17 protein-coding genes and 1 tRNA gene are annotated in these 17,661 nt (G+C 69.4%); 11 read left to right on the top strand and 7 right to left on the bottom strand.

The genetic code is table 11. The features are described 5' to 3' along the window. Positions 1–7 precede the first annotated feature (7 nt). The 5 genes from C8D93_RS02290 to C8D93_RS02310 all read left to right on the top strand — a co-directional run bounded on the left by C8D93_RS02290 (position 8) and on the right by C8D93_RS02310 (position 4,422). Entirely contained in the window at positions 8–412 is a 405-nt protein-coding gene (locus C8D93_RS02290; protein ID WP_110263526.1) for an ExbD/TolR family protein, read from the top strand. After that, on the top strand, positions 409–714 hold the full coding sequence (locus tag C8D93_RS02295; RefSeq protein ID WP_110263527.1) for an ExbD/TolR family protein: 306 nt from the start codon (positions 409–411) through the stop codon (positions 712–714). The genes C8D93_RS02290 and C8D93_RS02295 overlap by 4 nt, the downstream gene beginning before the upstream one ends. Further along, positions 711–1,388: a TonB family protein gene (locus C8D93_RS02300; protein ID WP_110263528.1), complete on the top strand. Its 678-nt coding sequence runs from the start codon at positions 711–713 to the stop codon at positions 1,386–1,388. The genes C8D93_RS02295 and C8D93_RS02300 overlap by 4 nt, the downstream gene beginning before the upstream one ends. Continuing rightward, positions 1,385–4,045 (top strand): DUF1329 domain-containing protein, encoded by a 2,661-nt coding sequence (locus C8D93_RS02305; RefSeq protein ID WP_245903787.1) that lies wholly within the window; start codon positions 1,385–1,387, stop codon positions 4,043–4,045. Before C8D93_RS02300 ends, C8D93_RS02305 begins: the two co-directional genes overlap by 4 nt. 113 nt (positions 4,046–4,158) lie before the next feature. Further along, on the top strand, positions 4,159–4,422 hold the full coding sequence (locus tag C8D93_RS02310; RefSeq protein ID WP_110263530.1) for a hypothetical protein: 264 nt from the start codon (positions 4,159–4,161) through the stop codon (positions 4,420–4,422). 75 nt (positions 4,423–4,497) lie between these two features. Here C8D93_RS02310 and C8D93_RS02315 read toward each other — a convergent pair whose 3' ends face one another. Next, positions 4,498–4,974 carry a DUF6918 family protein gene (locus C8D93_RS02315; RefSeq protein ID WP_110263531.1) on the bottom strand — a complete coding sequence of 159 codons (477 nt, stop codon included), beginning with the start codon at positions 4,972–4,974 and terminating at the stop codon, positions 4,498–4,500. A 6-nt stretch (positions 4,975–4,980) separates the two neighbouring features. On the opposite strand from C8D93_RS02315, the gene C8D93_RS02320 reads away from it, so the two are divergent. The 5 genes from C8D93_RS02320 to C8D93_RS02340 all read left to right on the top strand — a co-directional run bounded on the left by C8D93_RS02320 (position 4,981) and on the right by C8D93_RS02340 (position 9,054). After that, on the top strand, positions 4,981–6,408 hold the full coding sequence (locus C8D93_RS02320) for an ABC1 kinase family protein (protein WP_110263532.1): 1,428 nt from the start codon (positions 4,981–4,983) through the stop codon (positions 6,406–6,408). A gap of 142 nt (positions 6,409–6,550) precedes the next feature. Beyond that, entirely contained in the window at positions 6,551–7,909 is a 1,359-nt protein-coding gene (locus C8D93_RS02325) for a DUF1329 domain-containing protein (RefSeq protein WP_110263533.1), read from the top strand. Between the two features lie 78 nt (positions 7,910–7,987). Next, a complete protein-coding gene (locus C8D93_RS02330; protein WP_110263534.1) occupies positions 7,988–8,476 on the top strand; it encodes a DUF2505 domain-containing protein in 489 nt (162 codons plus the stop codon). A gap of 14 nt (positions 8,477–8,490) precedes the next feature. Then, the gene (locus C8D93_RS02335) at positions 8,491–8,724 is read left to right on the top strand and encodes a DUF2970 domain-containing protein (protein WP_110263535.1); all 234 of its coding nucleotides are present in this window, start codon (positions 8,491–8,493) and stop codon (positions 8,722–8,724) included. 48 nt (positions 8,725–8,772) lie between these two features. After that, positions 8,773–9,054: a hypothetical protein gene (locus C8D93_RS02340; protein WP_110263536.1), complete on the top strand. Its 282-nt coding sequence runs from the start codon at positions 8,773–8,775 to the stop codon at positions 9,052–9,054. A gap of 10 nt (positions 9,055–9,064) precedes the next feature. Here the strand turns inward: C8D93_RS02340 and mutS are convergent, their stop codons facing one another. Further along, positions 9,065–11,686, bottom strand: coding sequence for a DNA mismatch repair protein MutS (gene mutS, locus C8D93_RS02345; RefSeq protein WP_110263537.1), 2,622 nt, complete (start codon positions 11,684–11,686; stop codon positions 9,065–9,067). Positions 11,687–11,788: 102 nt separating this feature from the next. Here mutS and C8D93_RS02350 point away from each other — a divergent pair, with 102 nt between their 5' ends. Next, positions 11,789–13,144 (top strand): class II 3-deoxy-7-phosphoheptulonate synthase, encoded by a 1,356-nt coding sequence (locus C8D93_RS02350; protein WP_110263538.1) that lies wholly within the window; start codon positions 11,789–11,791, stop codon positions 13,142–13,144. 27 nt (positions 13,145–13,171) lie between these two features. Here C8D93_RS02350 and C8D93_RS02355 read toward each other — a convergent pair whose 3' ends face one another. The 5 genes from C8D93_RS02355 to C8D93_RS20330 form a co-directional block, all read right to left on the bottom strand. Continuing rightward, positions 13,172–14,125 carry a ribose-phosphate diphosphokinase gene (locus C8D93_RS02355; RefSeq protein WP_110263539.1) on the bottom strand — a complete coding sequence of 318 codons (954 nt, stop codon included), beginning with the start codon at positions 14,123–14,125 and terminating at the stop codon, positions 13,172–13,174. Between the two features lie 142 nt (positions 14,126–14,267). Further along, positions 14,268–14,342: transfer RNA gene (locus C8D93_RS02360), tRNA-Gln, on the bottom strand. Positions 14,343–14,412: 70 nt separating this feature from the next. Next, entirely contained in the window at positions 14,413–15,285 is an 873-nt protein-coding gene (gene ispE, locus C8D93_RS02365) for a 4-(cytidine 5'-diphospho)-2-C-methyl-D-erythritol kinase (RefSeq protein ID WP_110263540.1), read from the bottom strand. Positions 15,286–15,299: 14 nt separating this feature from the next. Next, positions 15,300–15,905: a lipoprotein insertase outer membrane protein LolB gene (lolB, locus tag C8D93_RS02370; protein ID WP_110263541.1), complete on the bottom strand. Its 606-nt coding sequence runs from the start codon at positions 15,903–15,905 to the stop codon at positions 15,300–15,302. Continuing rightward, entirely contained in the window at positions 15,902–17,650 is a 1,749-nt protein-coding gene (locus tag C8D93_RS20330; RefSeq protein WP_170123855.1) for a tetratricopeptide repeat protein, read from the bottom strand. Before C8D93_RS20330 ends, lolB begins: the two co-directional genes overlap by 4 nt. Positions 17,651–17,661 lie beyond the last annotated feature (11 nt).

Consider the following 17,661-nt stretch of genomic DNA (forward strand, 5'->3'; position numbering starts at 1 on the left):
GACGCCCATGAAAGTCCGCCGCCACGCCGCGCCGCCCGAGGACACCGGCATCGATCTGACACCGATGCTCGACGTCATCTTCATCATGCTGATCTTCTTCATCGTCACGACGACCTTCGTGCGCGAGGCCGGCATCGAGATCAACCGCCCGTCCGCCGAGACCGCGGTCAAGCAGGAGCAGAGCAATATCCTCGTCGCGATCTCCGCGGACAGCGAGGTCTGGATCGACGGCCAGCGTGTCGACATCCGTGAACTGCGCGGCATGATCCGCAAGCTCAAGTCCGAGAACCCGGAGGCCGCGGTCATCGTCCAGGCCGACCGCGATGCGCGCGCCGGCCTTCTGGTGCAGGCCATGGACCAGGCGCGGCTCGCCGGCGTGCGCGATGTGGCGGTCGCCGCGGAGCAGCCGTGAAGCAGCGCCTGCTCGTCTATGCGCTGGTCCTGGTCGTCGTGCTCGGCTGGCTGGCTTGGCGCGGGCGCACGCCGGCGCCGATCGACGTGATCGTCGTGCGCGATGGCGTGGTCAGCGCCGACGGGCAGATCGTCGAGACCGCACAGCTCGGCGCGCATGTCGCGGCGCAGCTCGAGCGCGATGCGCGGCGGCGCGTGCGCGTCACCGTCGATGCCAAGGCGCCGAGCACGACGCTGATTCCGGTGCTGCAGTCGCTCGAGCAGTCCGGCGTCGAGAACGTCGAAGTGATCGCGAACCCGTGACACGCTGGCTGGTCACGCCGCCGGCCGCGTTGCTGATCGCGCTGGCCCTGTTCCTGCTCATGGAGTGGCTCATCCGGCCGCCGCAGGGCCCGGACGATCTGTTGCGCGTACTGCCGGAGGTCGAGGTCGTACGCGCCACGCCCGAGGAGGAACCGCCGCCGGATCTCGCCAGCCCGGACGCGGCCCCGCCGCCGCCACCGGCCGCGCCACCGGCGCTCACGCGACCGGACCTGCCGTCGGTCGCCGTGCCGGCGCTCGACGCGGTGCCGCTGGACGTGGGACCGGTCGCCCTGCCGACGCGACTGGCGGGCAGCAGCCTGAAACTCGGCAGCAGCGGCGCGTTCGGCGGTTTCGCCGGTGGCGGGGGCGGCGGTACGGGAACCGGCAAGGGTTTCAGCGGACGCCCGCTGATCCCGCTGTCGACAGCGCGTCCGCAGATGCCGGAGTGGGCCTGCAAGCAGGGCATCCGCGGCTGGGTCGAGGTGGTGTTCACGGTCCTGCCGACCGGCAAGGTGACGGATGTGCGGCTGATCGACGCCGATCCGCGCGGCGTCTTCGAGACGGCGGCGATCGAGAGCGTGGCCAACTGGATCTACGAGTCCCATGACCGCGCGCGCGAGGTCAAGCAGCGTGTCGAGATGGACCCGGCGGATTGCGCGTACAACTGGCAATGAAGACGCGCACGTCCATGCCCGGACACGGCCGTTCGACGGCGGAACCGCCCACCGGACCGTACTGCCGTGTGTCCCGCCGGTTACGGCTTCCCGGGCAGGCCGCAGTCCTGCTGCTGCTCGTGCCCATGGCCGTGCAGGCGCAGCAGTACCGCAGCGAGACGCGCGAGCTCGAGTCCGTCCCGCCAGCCGTCGAGCAGAAGAGCGCGCAGGAGCTGCTGCGCACGACCAAGGACCCGTATGCCAAGTCCCTGCTGCTGCGCGATCTGGCCGCGCAGGCCGCGCAGTCGGGTGACGCCGGCGCCGCCGCGCGCTATCTGGAACAGGCGCTGGCGCAGAACGCCCTGTCCGGCATCGCCGAGCAGCAGTTGCGCGAGCAGCTCTCGCAGCTGTACCTGTCGAGCGGCGACTACCAGAAGCTCGTTCCCCAGCTCGAGGCCCAGGTCAAGTCCGGCAAGGCCGGGGTCGAGACGCTGATCGCGCTGGGCTCGGCGTACATCGAACAGAAGCGCTACAGCGCGGCGATTCCGCTGCTGCAGCGGGGCATGCGCGAAGCGGCGGCGCAGAAGCGTCGCATCGATCCGTCGTGGCGGCGCGCACTTGCCGCAGCGCTGCTGGCCGCAGGGCGCGAACGCGAGGCGCTGCCGGAACTCGAGAAGCTGCTGGCCGAGGACCCGACCCAGCGCGACGACTGGATGCGGCTGGCGGCGATCCACCTGAAGGCGGGCGACAAATCGCGTGCCGCCGCGGTCATGGAGATCGCCGGCCGCCTGGGCTTTCTCGGCGACACCGAAAGCCGCTTGCGCCTGGTGACGCTCACGGCGCAGATCGGTGCGCCGTTCGAGGCGGCATCGACGCTCGCCGAGTTCATCGAGCGCAAGCAGGTGCCGCTCAACGGCGAGAGCGCGACGCTGCTGGCCTCGCTGTGGATCGCGGCGCGCGAATCGCAGCTTGCGCTCGCCGCGCTCGACGATGCGATCCGCCTGGCGCCTTCGGCGCGGCTCTACCAGCAACGGGCGCAGTTGCACATGGATCGCGAGGAATACGGCGAGGCGGCGCGTGCGTTGTCGGCGGCGATCGAGCGCGGCGCGCGCGACGGCGCGACCCTGATGGCCCTGGGCATGGCGCGCTATCAGCAAGCCGACATCGATGCCGCGCTGCAGGCGTTTCGCGAGGCGCAGGCGCAGGGCGCCTCGCGCAAGCTGGCGGGCGACTGGATCGAGTATCTGGAATCGGGCCGCGCGCGCGAGCAGGCGATGGCCGCCGCGGCACAGCGCCGCGTGCGCAGCGACGAGCCGGTACGCCTGGGTGGGCGGCTCGGCGATGCGCCGGTCACGGTAACGGCCGCGGCCACCGGCGATGCGGACGGTGCGGGGGCGGCGCCGCGCACCGTCCGTGGCGGCTTGACGCCGATCGGAGCCGAGGCCAGTGCCAGCGCCGACGGCAGCATCCCGGCGTGGACCGGCGGGCTGACGCAGGCCCAGTGGCCGAGCGGATTTCGCAAGGGCGAGCGCCTGCGTGACCCGTTCGCCGGAGAGCGGCCGCTGTTCACGATCACCCGCGACAACCTCGCGCGTTACCGCGAACGGCTGAGCCAGGGGCACCTGGCGCTGTTCGCGCGCTACCCCGGCTACACGATGCCGGTCTACGCGACCCGCCGCAGTGTCAGCTACCCGCAGGCGATCTATGAGGCCAGCCAGGCGAACATCGGGCGGGCCAGGCTGCTCGGCCCCGACGCACTGGCGGGGGCGAAGCTGGGCGTGCCGTTCCCGAAACCGCAGTCCGGCGTCGAGGTGATGTGGAATCACCGCACGCGCTACCGCGGCAACTCGGTCGAGGCACAGACGACGCAGGCGGTGGTGCAGCCGCGCGGCTCGCCGATCTATCTCAAGCAGACCGAACGCGTCTGGTTCCGCTACGGCAATACCGACGATCCGGTCGATCTGTCGAAACAGAACATCCTGCTGTACTACCTGACCTGGTTCGGCAAGACCCGCAACGAGGTCGACTTCCTGGCGCTGGTGCACGAGAGCGCGAACTCGCTCGAGAACCCGCGCAACATCTGGGTGCTGCCGCCGGGCATCCCGCGCATGTTCCGCGTGCCGCCGGTGGGTTACGACCAGCCTTTCGTGGGCTCCGACGGCCTGATGTTCATCGACATGGTCGACATGTACAACGGCGCCTTCGACCGCTACGTCTGGAAGCTGCTCGGCAAGCGCGAGCTCTACATTCCCTACAACGGCTTTCGCATCGGTGATGGCAGCTACAGCTACGACGCCCTGTTGACGCCGCATCACTTCAACCAGGAGGCGACGCGCTACGAGTTGCACCGGGTCTGGGTGATCGAGGCCACCGAGCGATCGGGCAAGCGTCACAGCTTCGGTACGCGCACCTTCTATGTCGACGAGGACAGCTGGAACGTCGTGCTGGTGGAGAACGAGGATCGTTCGGGGCAGCTCTGGCGCTTCCAGGAGGGGCATCTGCTGCCGTTCTACGACGGCGCATTCGCCAACACCGCGCCGATGCTGGTCTACGACTTCAAGGACGGGCGCTACTTCGCCAGCCGCCTGTCGGCCGAGGACCGGCCGCCGGAGTACGGCGTGCCGATGCGCGACGCCGAATTCGTGCCGGCAGCGGTGCGCGCACGCTACGCGCGCTGAGCGGCCGCGCCGTCACGAAAGATTCATCGCCCCGCACTGCAACCCTTTCGCCGTACCCTGCATCTGATCTGCGGCAAGGCGTCGGTTCCTTGCCGGCGGACGGAGAAGGGGACATGAATCAGACGGTGGGTGCCATGCTGCTGGTGTTGTCGCTGAGCGGTGTCGGAGAAGCGGCAACGGCCTGTGACGACCAGCGGTCCGTGGAGGCAGCAGGCTCGTTGCTGCATCAGGCGCTGTCGGAACTGCGCGACGAGCGCGACCGGCAGATGCAGGCGCAAGCGCGCATCGCGCTGGCGCAGCTGCGCTCGGAAACCGAGACCGCCCTCGCGCAGGGTGCGTCGACCGCAGCCGGGCATTCGGTCAGGACCGGGCCCTGAGGGACGTTGCCGGCAGGGCGGACGAGCTGCCGGCCCTCGCAGTGCGGCTGCCGCTGACGGCAGCCCGGACCGGTATCAGCGGCGCCCCGGTCCCGGGCTCGCGTCGCCACCGGATTCCAGATAGCGGCCGATCAGGCGTGCCAGACCCGGAATGGCTGCCTTGACTTCCCCTTCCGCGGAGCCGCGCAGGCGGGCGTAGGCGCCCTGCGCGACCGGACTCGCGCGGCCGATCCAGCGGTCGGCAACGGCGAGCAGCGCCGCCGTGGCGCGTCCGTTATGCTCTTGCAGGTAGGCGGCGAAGTCACCGCCCGTTTCCGACCGGAAGTCCTGGTAGAGCGGATCGAGCGCGAGTGCGAACTCGGGCAGCAGCTTGCGGACGGCGCGGTCGAGGATGCCGGGCTTGGCGGCCTTGATCATCGCCAGACCGGTTTTCAGGCTCATGCCGCGCAGGCCGCCGCGACCGCCGACGTGGGACTCGATCAGGCCGATCGCATCCCGAACCACGGCGTCGCGCTGCGCGGGCGCCCACAGAATGTCCGCAAGGGTCGTCATCTGATCATGTCATCCCGAAACCAAAACGGCGCGAAGGGTAGCATCCCGTCCCTCAAGACCGGCCCGTTCGAGCGCAGTGTCGCCCTGACGCGCCTGGGCGTGGGCGCCGGCGCCAAGATCATGGCGCACTCGATCGCCAACATCTTTCGCGGCGAGATCCGCCGCGACGACGCCAATCGCGAGTTCTACCGCCGTCAGGCCCAGGTGCTGGCCGATGAGCTCGGCAAGCTCAAGGGCAGCGTGATGAAGGCCGGGCAGATGCTGTCGCTGTACGGCCAGTACTTCCTGCCCGAGGAGGCGGTGACGGTGCTGTCGTCGCTGCAGGACGACACCCCGCCGGTGGACTGGAAGGTCGTGCGTCCGGTGCTCGAGCGCGCCCTGGGCCGCCGGCGCCTGCAGGAACTGGAGGTCGACGAGACGCCGCTCGCCGCCGCCTCGCTGGGCCAAGTGCATCGCGCCCGCCGCCGCACCGACGGTCTGGAGTTGTGCGTGAAGATCCAGTACCCCGGCGTCGCGGACGCGATCGAAAGCGACATCCGTACGCTGTCGCGACTGCTGATCATGACCCGGCTGACGCCGCGGGGTCTCGACATCACGCCGGTCTTCAACGAGGTGCGCGAGATGCTGCACCGCGAGGTCGACTACGAGAGCGAACGACACTTCACGGAAACCTTCGCCGCGCGCCTCGGCGACGATCCGCGCTTCGTCGTTCCGCGCGTCATCGGCGAATACTGCAGCGATCAGGTGCTGACCACGAGCTACGAGCACGGCCTCAACGTGCGCGACGCGCGCGTGCGGGCGCTCGACCAGTCGCGCCGCGACCGGCTCGGCAGCGCGTTTCTCGAGCTGTTCCTGACCGAGTTCTTCGATTGGGGCATGGTCCAGTCCGATCCGCACTTCGGCAACTACCGCATCCGGCTGGGGGACGATGCCGAAGGCGACCGCTTCGTGCTGCTCGATTTCGGCGCCACGCGCGTCTTCGGGCGCGGCTTCATCGACAGCTATGCCGAGATTGTGCGCGGCGCGCTGGCGCGGGACCGCAATCGCCTGAAGCAGGGCGCGGTTGCGATCGGCCTGATGCAGCCCGGCTTCCCGCGCGCGGTCGTCGATGCCTTCGCCGAGATGTGCGAACTCATCGTCGAACCGTTCGCGCCGGCCGCGGATGAGCGCGTACCCGAGGCCCTGCGCACGGCGGACGGCCGCTACCGCTGGGGCGCCAGCGATCTGCCGATGCGCGCCAGCCGCATGGCCGCGATCAATGCGCTGTCGGTGCACTTTCGCGTCCCGCCGCGGGAGATCGTCTTCCTGCACCGGCGACTTGCCGGCGTGTTCATCATGCTGGCCGCGCTGCACTGCGAAGTCGACGGCCGCGATACGCTGCTGCAGGCGCTCGGACGCGCCGAAGAGCGCTCGCCCCGGCAGGCGGACGACTGACGCCGGCGGGCGCCGACGCGGCGGCATTCGCGTCTGGCAAGCCCCCAGCGGATTCGGTAGCATCCGCTGCAAAGCGACGCCGCTCGCAACGCAATCAGCACCGTCGAGTGCACCGAAATCCCCCACGAGGAGAATCATCCCGATGAACAAGCGCCTATCCGTTCTGACCGGCGCCTTGGCCCTGAGCCTGATGTCAGGCGCGGCGATCGCCAAGGTCTCCGCCGAAGAGGCTGAGCGCCTCGGCGGCGACGAGCTGACGCCGGTCGGCGCCGAGCGCGGACCCAACAAGGACGGCACGATTCCCGAGTGGCAGCCCGCGCAGCGCCGCGGCTCGCTCTCGGGCGAGTATCCGAACGATCCGCGCATCGACGGCGAAAAGCCCCTGTTCACCATCACCAAGGCGAACATGGCGCAGTACGCCGACAAGTTGTCGGAAGGGCACAAGCACCTGCTGAACACGTACGACAGCTACAAGATGAACGTGTATCCGTCGCACCGGTTCACGACGTGGCCGAACGAGATCTTCGCGGCGACGAAGGTCAATGCCACGCAGTGTGAGATGCTCGATCCGGACACGCCCAACAACTGCAAGCTGGGCTTCCCGTTCCCGATCCCGAAGACCGGTGCCGAGCCGGTGTGGAACCACAAGGTCAAGTGGCGCGGCGAGGCCGTGACCCGCTACAACAACCAGATGATCGTGCAGCCGAACGGCGACTATCAGCTGACCAAGCTGATCGAGGACGTGCAGTTCGGCTACGCCTCGTTCAAGAACCCGATTCCGCTGACCAAGGACTCCGGCGAGTTCCTGCGCTACCTGTCGAAGACCGTGGCACCGCCGCGTCTGGCGGGTACCTTCATCCTCGTCCACGAGAAGGCGGGCACCGGCGCCGCCGGCCGCCAGGCGTGGCTGTACTCACCCGGCCTCAAGCGCATCCGCCGCGCGCCGACGGTGTGCTGCGACAATCCCTACGAGGGCACCGACGGTCACCAGTTCTACGATCAGGTCGACATGTTCAACGGCGCGCTCGAGCGCTACAACTGGAAGCTCGTCGGCAAGAAGGAGATGTACATCCCGTACAACTCCAACCGCATCGCCGGCCCGCAGACCAAGTACGACGTGATGGTCAAGCCGCGCCATCTCAACCAGGACCTCCCGCGCTACGAGCTGCATCGCGTCTGGGTCGTCGAGGCCGACATCAAGGCCGGCACGAGCCACACCTTCAAGAAGCGCCGCTACTACATCGACGAGGACGGCTGGACGATCGGCATGATCGACGCGTACGACAACCGCGATCAGCTCTATCAGTTCCAGGAAGGCCACATCGTCTTCGCCTACAACCTGCTGACCGCGACGACGATCCCGGAAGTGATCTACCACTTCACCTCCGGCCGCTACTTCATCACGGCGACCTTCAACGAGGACAAGCCGATCGATGCCACCGTGCAGTTCAAGCCGGACTACTTCACGCCGGCCTCGGTGCAGAAGATGACGACGAAGTGATCGGCATGCGGTTGTTGTAGATTGCAGCCGCCGGGGTCGCCCCCGGCGGCTTTTTCATGTGACGCTGGAGGGGAAAAGATGAAGTTCGACGACAAGCACAGCTTCAACAAGCCGGCGGCTACGGTCATGAAGATGTTCTCGGATCGCGCCTATTTCGAACGCAAGTACAAGGATCTCGGCTTCACCGGAATCGAGGTCCTCGAACACGAGAAGAGCGACAAGCGCTTTCGCATCAAGGTCCGCTACATCGCGAAGAACGACGTGCAGGTTCCGGACATGCTCAAGAAGTTCATGCCGACGCAGATCACCGTAATCCAGGAGGACGCCTGGGATCTGGTGCGCATGACCGGTCGCCTCGACGTCGAGATCAAGGGCACGCCGGTCAAGGTCAGCGCCGACATGACGCTCAAGGACGAGGGCAAGGGTGCTGCCAACCACCTCAAGTGGACCGTCAGCAGCAGCGTGCCGCTGCTGGGCGGCAAGCTCGAGAAACTGACTGCCGACGACATCAAGGCCAAGGCCGGCAACGACGTCGCGACCACGCAGAAGATCCTCGGCGACTACTAGGAGTCTGTCCGGACGTGAGTAACGACGATTCCTCGCAGCGCGGCGACGACGCGGCCCCGGGCCTGTGGCAGACGGTTGCCAGCGTTGCCGCTTCGTTCTTCGGCGTGCAGAGTGCGCGCAACCGGGAGCGCGACTTCACGAAGGGCAAGCCCTTGCACTTCATCGTCGTCGGGCTGGCCATGACGCTGGCCTTCATCCTCGTCATCTGGGCAGCAGTGCGGTTTGCGCTGCACAGTGCCGGTCTCTAGGGAGATGTTCGCGTGAACGACATGGACGCTGCGGCTCGCAGGGCGCAGATGCCGATTCCTCTGCCGCTGCTGCTGCTCGACGGTGTCGGCGCGCTGGTCTTTGCGCTCGGCGCCGCCGGGCACTTCGGCGGCGTTGCGCTGCTGTCGCGCTGGCTGCCGCAGGTGCCACAGGTCGACGTCGCGGCCATGATCGTCGGCGGCGCGCTGATGGCCGCGGCAATGGTCGGCATCGTGCGCGCCGCGTTGCGCAGAGGCCGTGAGCTGCGCGCTGCATCTGCGCCGCCGCCGGCGCAGCCGGGGCTGGCTTCGTCGCAGCAGCCGCGCCGCTGAACCCGGACGCTCAGCGCGGCGGTTCGAGCGCGGCCTTCAGCCGATACAGCGTTTCGAGTGCCTCCCGCGGCGTCATCGCGTCGGGATCGATCGCCTCAAGCAGATCCAGCGCCGGCGACGGCTCGGGTGAGGCGGGCGGCGACGGCGGTTGCGTCGGTGCAGGCGTCGGTGCGAACAGCGGCAGCTGCGGTGCCGTGTCCGGGCCCGTCGCCGCGGCCTCGAGGGTCTCCAGATGCGTACGCGCGGCGCGGATCACCGATGGCGGCACGCCGGCCAGCGCGGCCACCTGCAGGCCGAAGCTGCGGCTCGCCGGCCCGGGCTTGACCTGGTGCAGGAAGACGAGTCTGTCGCCGTCGGCGCTGCTGTATTCGGCCGCGTCCAGGTGGACGTTGTCGACGCCCGGCAGGCTGCCGGCAAGGGCCGTCAGCTCGAAGTAGTGGGTGGCGAACAGGCAGAAGGCACGCACGCCCGTCGCCAGGTGTTCGGCGACCGCGCGCGCAAGGGACAGGCCGTCGTAGGTCGAGGTGCCGCGGCCGATCTCGTCCATCAGCACCAGGCTGTGCGCGGTGGCGTTGTGGAGGATGTTGGCGGTTTCACTCATCTCGACCATGAACGTCGACTGTCCTGCCGCGAGATCGTCGGAGGCACCGATGCGGGTGAAGATGCGGTCCACCGGTCCGATCCGCGCGCCGGCGGCCGGGACGTAGCAGCCGGTGTGCGCCAGCAGCACGATGAGCGCGGTCTGGCGCATGTACGTGGACTTGCCGCCCATGTTGGGGCCGGTGATCACCAGCAGGCGCCGCGCGTCGTCGAGGGCCACGTCGTTGGGGACGAAGGGCTGCGAGGACATCTGCTCGACGACCGGATGGCGGCCGCCGCGGATGTCGATGCAGGCCTGATCGACGAGCTCCGGGCGCACCAGATTCAGCGCATGGGCGCGCTCGGCGAAGCAGGCGAGCACGTCGAGTTCGGCCAGGGCCTGCGCGCAGGACTGCAGCGGCGTCAATTGCGCGTTGAGATGGTCCAGCAGCTGTTCGAAGAGCTGCTTCTCGCGCGCCAGTGCGCGATCGCGCGCCGACAGCACCTGGTCCTCGAAGCGCTTGAGTTCGTCGGTGATGTAGCGCTCGTAGTGGGTCAGCGTCTGGCGCCGGGTGTAGTCCGGCGGCACCTTGGCGGCGTGCGTCTTGCCGAGTTCGATGTAGTAGCCGTGAACGCGGTTGTAGCCGACCTTGAGCGCATCGATGCCGGTCCGTGCCCGCTCGCGCGTCTCCAGGTCCGCGAGGAAGCCGTCCGCGTTTTCGGAGAGCTGGCGCAACTCGTCGAGCGTCGGATCGAAACCACCGCGGAAGACGCCGCCGTCCTTGGCCAGCAGCGGCAGCTCGTCGGCGAGCGCGGCCGACAGGTGTGCCGACAGCTCGGCGTGATCGCCGAGTTGCTGCGCGAGCTGCAGCAGCAGCGGTGCCTCGCATCCCTGCAGCGCCGCGGCGGTCTGCGGCAGTTGCCGCAGGCTCGCCGCCAGTCCGCCGAGATCGCGCGGACGCGCCGATCGCAGCGCGATGCGCGCGAGGATGCGTTCGAGATCGACGATGTCCTTGAGCGCGCCACGCAGGCGCTCGGCGGCACTGCCTTGTCGCGCATCGGCATCGAGCAGGCTTTCGATGGCATCGTGGCGTGCGCGCAACGCTTGTTGATCGCGCAGCGGCCGCGTCAGCCAGCGCTGCAGGGCACGCGCACCCATCGCCGTGACGCAGCGGTCGAGCACCGACAGCAGCGTGAAGTCGTGTGCGCCGGAGATCGAGCGGTCGATCTCGAGGTTGCGCCGCGTCGCCGCGTCGAGCAGCAGCGCTTCCTCCGGCTGTTCGACGCGCAGTCCGGTCAGATGCGGCAGCGCGCTGCGCTGGGTGTCCTGCACGTACTGCAGCAGCGCGCCGGCGGCCGCGACCGCGGCGTCGAGTGCCTCGGCACCGAAGCCGCGCAGGTCGCGGGTGCCGAACTGCGCGGTGAGCAGGCGCCGTGCGGCGTCGTGCTCGAAATGCCACGGCGGTCGCGGGCGCGCCGGCAGGCCGGCTGACGCTATCGCCCCGTCGTCGTCGGTGACCAGCAGTTCGCTCGGGCGCAGCCGCTGCAGTTCGGCCTGCAGCTCGCCGGGACGTGACGTCTGCAGCACCGAGAAGCGGCCCGAGGAGAGCTCCAGCCACGCCAGTCCGAAGTGCTCGCCGCGACGGCACGCGGCCGCGAGCAGGGTCTGTGCGCGCGCATCGAGCAAGGCATCGTCGGTCGCCGTTCCCGGGGTGACGATGCGCACCACTTCGCGGCGTACCGGCCCCTTGTCGACACCGACTTCGCCGACCTGCTCGGCGATCGCCACCGACTGGCCCGCCTTGATCAGCCGGGCGAGATACTGGTCGAGCGCATGGTGCGGAATGCCGGCCATGATCACCGGCTTGCCGGCGGATTCGCCGCGACGGGTCAGGGTGATGCTGAGCAGCCGCGCGGCCTCGCGGGCGTCGTCGTAGAACAGCTCGTAGAAATCGCCCATGCGGAACAGCACGAGCATGTCGGGGTACTGTGCCTTGATGCCAAGGTACTGCTGCATCAGCGGCGTGTGGTCACTGGGACGGCTGGCGGTCATCTCGCGGAGGCGGGCGATCGGGCAGGGGCGCGGGGCGAGCTGGCGCCGCGGCTATACTTGCGGCCCCCGATTATCGCCCGTTCCGCGCCGGCTTTCGCTTCCGTGTCCGATTCCGCTCCGAATACGACCGCCGTCTGGTCACCCCAGTCCTGGCAGTCCCGTCCCGCCGTGCAGCAGCCGGCCTATCCCGATCCGGTGGCGCTGGACGAAGCGTTGGCGCGATTGCGTCAGCTGCCGCCGCTGGTCACCTCCTGGGAGGTCGACGCGCTGCGCGGTCACCTGGCGCGTGCGCAGAACGGCGAGGGCTTCGTGCTGCAGGGCGGGGACTGCGCCGAGTCCTTCGCCGACTGCCGGCCGGACGTCATCACCAACCGGCTCAAGGTCCTGCTGCAGATGTCGCTGGTGCTGGTGCACGGCCTGAAGAGCCGGGTCGTGCGCATCGGCCGCTTCGCCGGCCAGTACGCGAAGCCGCGCTCGGCCGACACCGAGACACGTGGCGACGTCACGCTGCCCAGTTACCGCGGCGACCTGGTCAACGCGCCGGAGTTCGACGCCGCTGCCCGCGCACCCGACCCGCAGCGCCTGCTCGAGGGGCACGCGCGTTCGGCGATGACGGTCAACTTCGTCCGCGGCCTCATCGACGGCGGCTTCGCCGACCTGCACCACCCCGAATACTGGGATCTGGACTGGGTGCAGCATTCGCCGCTGGCGGCGGACTACCAGCGCATGGTCGACACCCTCGGCGACTCGGTGCGCTTCATGGAGACGCTGGCCGGACAGCCGATCGGCGATTTCTCGCGCGTGGAGTTCTTCACCTCGCACGAGGCCCTGCTGCTGCACTACGAGCAGGCGCACACGCGACAGGTACCGCGCAAGGATGGCTGGTACAACCTGTCGACGCATTTTCCGTGGATCGGCATGCGTACCGCCGATCTCGACGGGGCCCATGTCGAATACTGCCGCGGCATCCGCAACCCGGTGGGGATCAAGGTCGGGCCGGCCATGACGGCCGACTGGGTGGTCGCGCTGTGCCGCGCGATCAACCCGCACAACGAACCGGGCCGGCTGACGCTGATTCACCGCATGGGCGCGGACAAGATCGCCGGCCACCTGCCGGGCCTGATCGAGGCGGTCCGTGCCGCCGGCTGCAGGGTGCTCTGGGTCTGCGACCCGATGCACGGCAACACCATCTCGACCCCCAGCGGCCTGAAGACGCGACCCTTCGATCGCATCCTTGCCGAGGTCGAGCAGGCCTTCGCGATCCACAAGGGATGCGGCTCGCGCCTGGGCGGCGTCCATCTGGAGCTGACCGGCGAGGACGTCACCGAGTGCACCGGCGGCGCGCGCAACCTGTCCGATATCGACCTGGCACGAGCCTACCGGTCGACGGTCGATCCGCGCCTCAACTACGAGCAGGCGCTCGAACTGGCGATGAAGATCGTCCGCGTCGCGGACTGAGCGTGCCGGCGTTGTGACCCGGGAGGATCAGTCGACGTAGAGCGAGCTGACCGATTCCTCCGCGGAGATGCGGCGGATGGTCTCCGCCAGCAGGCCGCCGATCGAGAGCTGGCGGATTTTCGGGCAGGCGGCGCCGGCGGGCGACAGCGGAATGGTGTCGGTGACCACCAGCTCGTCGAGCACCGAGTTGCTGATGTTCTTGATCGCCGGGCCCGACAGCACCGGATGCGTGACGTAGGCGACGACCTTGGTCGCGCCTTCCTCCTTGAGCGCCGCGGCGGCCTTGCACAGGGTGCCGGCGGTGTCGACGAGGTCATCGACCAGCACGCAGGTGCGGCCGTCGACGTCGCCGATGATGTTCATCACGCGCGACTCGTTCGGCTTGGGGCGGCGCTTGTCGATGATGGCCAGGTCGGCATCGTCCAGTCGCTTGGCGACCGCGCGGGCGCGCACCACGCCACCCACGTCCGGCGCAACGACGATCAGGCGCTCGTACTTCTGCCGCCAGATCTCGCCGAGCAGGACCGGGCTGGCATAGACGTTGTCCACCGGAATGTCGAAGAAGCCCTGGATCTGGTCGGCATGCAGGTCGACCGTGAGCACGCGGTCGGCGCCGCACTCGCCGATCATGTCGGCGACGACCTTGGCCGAGATCGGCACGCGCGCGCTGCGCGGACGGCGGTCCTGGCGCGCGTAGCCGAAGTAGGGGATGACCGCGGTGACGCGGGCCGCCGATGCGCGCTTGAGCGCGTCGAGCATCAGCAGCAGTTCCATCGTGTTGTCGTTGGTCGGCACGCAGGTCGGCTGGACGACGAAGACGTCCTTGCCGCGCACGTTCTCGAGAATCTCGATCTGGATCTCGCCGTCCGAGAACTGGCCGACGACCGCTTCGCCGATCGGCGTTTTCAGGTATGCCGCGATGTCCCGGGAGAGCTTCGGGTTGGCATTCCCGGAGAACAGCATCAACTGCGAGTCGGACATGATTCGGCCTTTCGGTCGTGTTGCGCGTGCGGACGGTCGGTCGTCGTTCCCGCCGCAGCGGGAATCCGGAGTTCGGCTGGGGTCCCGCCTTCGCGGGGCATCCGGCGTTTCGTGTGCGCCGTACGCGTCGCGAAAGCGCGAATGGCTGGGGCGGATGGATTCGAACCACCGAATGACGGGATCAAAACCCGCTGCCTTACCACTTGGCTACGCCCCAGCAGACCCTCGAGATGCTGCCGGCGCGCATTATACGGAATGCGACGCGGGGTCTCGTGCGGCACCGAGGCTCAGCGTGCCGCCGCATCGACCAGTGGCGAGCGGTTGCGGCCGCGAACGACGAGGCAGGGGGCCGACCCTTCCGCCTGCGCCTGTGCGGCAATCGCGTCGGCGGTCGCACGATCATCGCAGGCGAGGAACACCGCGGCACCGGTGCCCGACATGCGGGCGGCGCCATGGCGGCGCAGCCACGCGAGCGCGGCGGCGACCGCGGGATGGCGTGCCGTGGTCACCGGTTCGCAGACGTTGGTGGCTGCGCCGGATTCGAAGGCGGCGAGATCGATGCGCGGGCAGTCGCGCTGCAGTTCGGGAGCGGCGAAGATCGCCGCGGTGGACACCGCGACCGGGGGGGTGAGCACGACATACCACGGCTCGGACGGCTCGACGCGCGAGAGACGTTCGCCGACGCCTTCCGCCCAGGCGGCATGACCGCGCACGAAGACCGGAACGTCGGCGCCCAGGCGCAGGCCGATGCGGGCGAGCTCGTCGGTGGTCAGGCCGAGATTCCACAGCCGGTTGAGGGCGACCAGTGTGGTCGCGGCGTTGCTCGATCCGCCGCCGAGTCCGGCTCCGATCGGAATGCGTTTCTCGACGCGGATATCGGCGCCCAGGTTGCATCCGGAAGCCTGCTGGATGGCGCGTGCGGCGCGGATCGCGAGGTCCTCCGCCTCGTCGACGCCGGGGACGTCCTGCATGCGGCGGATCACGCCGTCGCCGCGCGGCACGAAGAACAGCGTGTCGGCGAGGTCGAGGAACTGGAAGACCGTCTGCAGCTCGTGATAGCCGTCAGCGCGGCGCCCCGTGATGTGCAGGAACAGGTTGATCTTGGCCGGAGCGGGCCAGGCGTAGCCGGCGGTGAAGGCGCCGGGAAGCGTGTCGGACATGGAAGGAGCGGGGGTCAGGAAGCGGCCGCGAGGTCCAGCGCGGCCCAGCGGTCGATCAGCAGGCGCAGGTGCACCTCGGCCGATCGGGCCTCGAGCCGGCGCGGCAGGGCCAGTGCGCCGACGGTCTGGTAGCTGTCGTAGTGCACGGTCCAGCCGTGCTGCTCCAGGCTGGCGATCCGTCCCTCGGCATCGAGCACCAGCCGGTCGATCGCGCCGTCCGCCGGCAAACCGAGCGTCCAGGCACGCAGGTCGGCCAGGGGCAGCGTCCAGCCGAGCGCGGCCTGCATCCAGCCCTGCGGGTCGTCGGTGCGGTGTTCGCCGTCCTTGCTGCGCACGATCACGCCGTCGGCATCGCCATCGATGGCGACGGCGCCGGCGCCCAGCGGACCCCGCAGCTGCAGGGTGAAGCTGTCGTCGGCGCGCTGCCGCCAAAGCAGTTCGCCGCTGCGGCCGAAGCCGTCCGACAGCCGTCCCTGCAGGCTGAAGCCCAGCACCCGCGCCAGCGCCTCGCGATGCTGATTCCACTGCAGCCGCGCGTTCGGATCATCTCTGGGCGGCGCGCCGGGCGGCGCGCAGGCTGCCAGCGCGAGCGCGAGCAGCAGCGCCAGCGTCCGGATCATGGGTCGAGGCGGCCTCGCGTTTCGAGCACCACCGGGTTGTCCGGGTCGCCGCGCAGCGCGCGATCCCAGACGGCGCGCGCCTTGTCGCGATCGCCCGTCACCCACAGGACTTCGCCCAGATGCGCGGCGACTTCCGGATCGGGGAAGCGCTCGTAGGCCTGGCTGAGCAGTTCGAGCGCCTGCTCGTTGCGGCCGCGTTTGTAGAGGAGCCAGCCCATGCTGTCGATGATCGCGGCGTCGTCCGGCTCGAGTTCCAGCGCGCGACCGATCAGGTCTTCGGCCTCGTCGAGGCGTTCGCTGTGCACGACGAGCATGTATCCGAGCGCGTTCAGCGCCCGCGCGTCGTTGGGCGAGCGATCGAGAATGGTGCGCAGATCGCTCTCGGCGCTGTCGAGGCTGCCGAGCCGTTCGTGGGCCAGCGAACGGCCGTAGAGCAGGTCGAGATCGTCGCCATCCTCGGCGAGCGCGCGTTCGTAGTGCGCCAGCGCGGCCTTGGCGTCGCCGCTCTCGATCAGCATCTCGCCCTCGGCGAGGTCGAGGCGCGAGGCGAGCTGCGGGAAACGCCTGCGCAGCTCGCCGAGCAGGGCGCGGGCCTCGTCGACGCGGTCGATCCGTGCGAGCACCGCGGCGCTGCGCATCGCCGCCTCGACGGCGGCAGGGCCCTGACGGACGCGGCTGTACAGCTCGAGCGCGTCGTGCGGGCGCTGATCGCCCTCGGCGATGCGGCCGAGCTGCAGGGCCGCCTCCTGGGCGCGCGGACCGCTCAGGGTGATCAGCAGGTGCTTCTCGGCATCCTCGAAGCGCCCCTCGTCGAAGGCCAGCACGCCGAGGGCGTAGTGGGCGTCGACGTTCGGCGGGTCGATGTCGAGGATCGCCTGGAGCTGCCGTCGCGCCGCCTCGCGCTCGCGCTCGTCGAGCAGCAGGCGCGCGTAGCCGAGGCGCAGGTCGACCGGGCGCTCGTCGGCGGCGGCCAGTTCGTCGATGCGCGCGTCGGCGCGAGCGATCTCGCCCTGTCCGACCCAGATGCCGACCTGCAGCAGCTCATGGTCACGATTGCCGGGATCGAGCCGCCGCGCCTCGGCGATCGCCGCTTCGGCGACATCGAGCCGGTCGAAATGCAGGGCGACCACGCCGAGCGCGTGATGCGCGCCGGCGAGCTCCGGCCATTGCGCCATCAGGTGGTCCATGACCGACAGCGCACCGTCGGCGCGGTCAGGACCGACCTGCATCAGCACCTGGGCGACGTGCATGAAGCCGTCGGCCGGCCCTCCGGGATGGCCGCGGACGAGCGCCTCGGCCTGCTCGATCGTGGCGCTGAGATCGCCGCGCTGCAGGCTCAGGCCGGCGATCACCTCGCGCGGGTCGGCGGAATCGGGCTCGAGTTCGAGCCAGCGCCGCGCCAGTTCGAGGGACAGGGATTCGTCGCGGGCAGCCACCGCCATCGCCGTGCCGCGGCGGGCCAGTTCGGCGTCGTCGACGATCTTCAGCGCCGCGGCGAACTCGCTCGCCGCCAGGCCAGGCTCGCTGCGCGACGCGGCCAGCTCGCCGGCCATCACGTGGTACTGGGCGCGCGCCGATGCCGACTGCAGCGCGGTGTCGGGCACCTCTTCGACCACACGCACGTCGGAGGCGGGCGGGATGCGCGTGTCCGCGACCGGATCGGCGGCGGGCGGCGGCGTCACCGCGCATGCACCCAGCATCAGTGCGGCGGCGGAAGCGGAAAACCAGGGGGCGATCGTGCGCACAATGCACTCTT

Source organism: Sinimarinibacterium flocculans, assembly GCF_003201205.1.
Lineage (GTDB): Bacteria > Pseudomonadota > Gammaproteobacteria > Nevskiales > Nevskiaceae > Solimonas > Solimonas flocculans.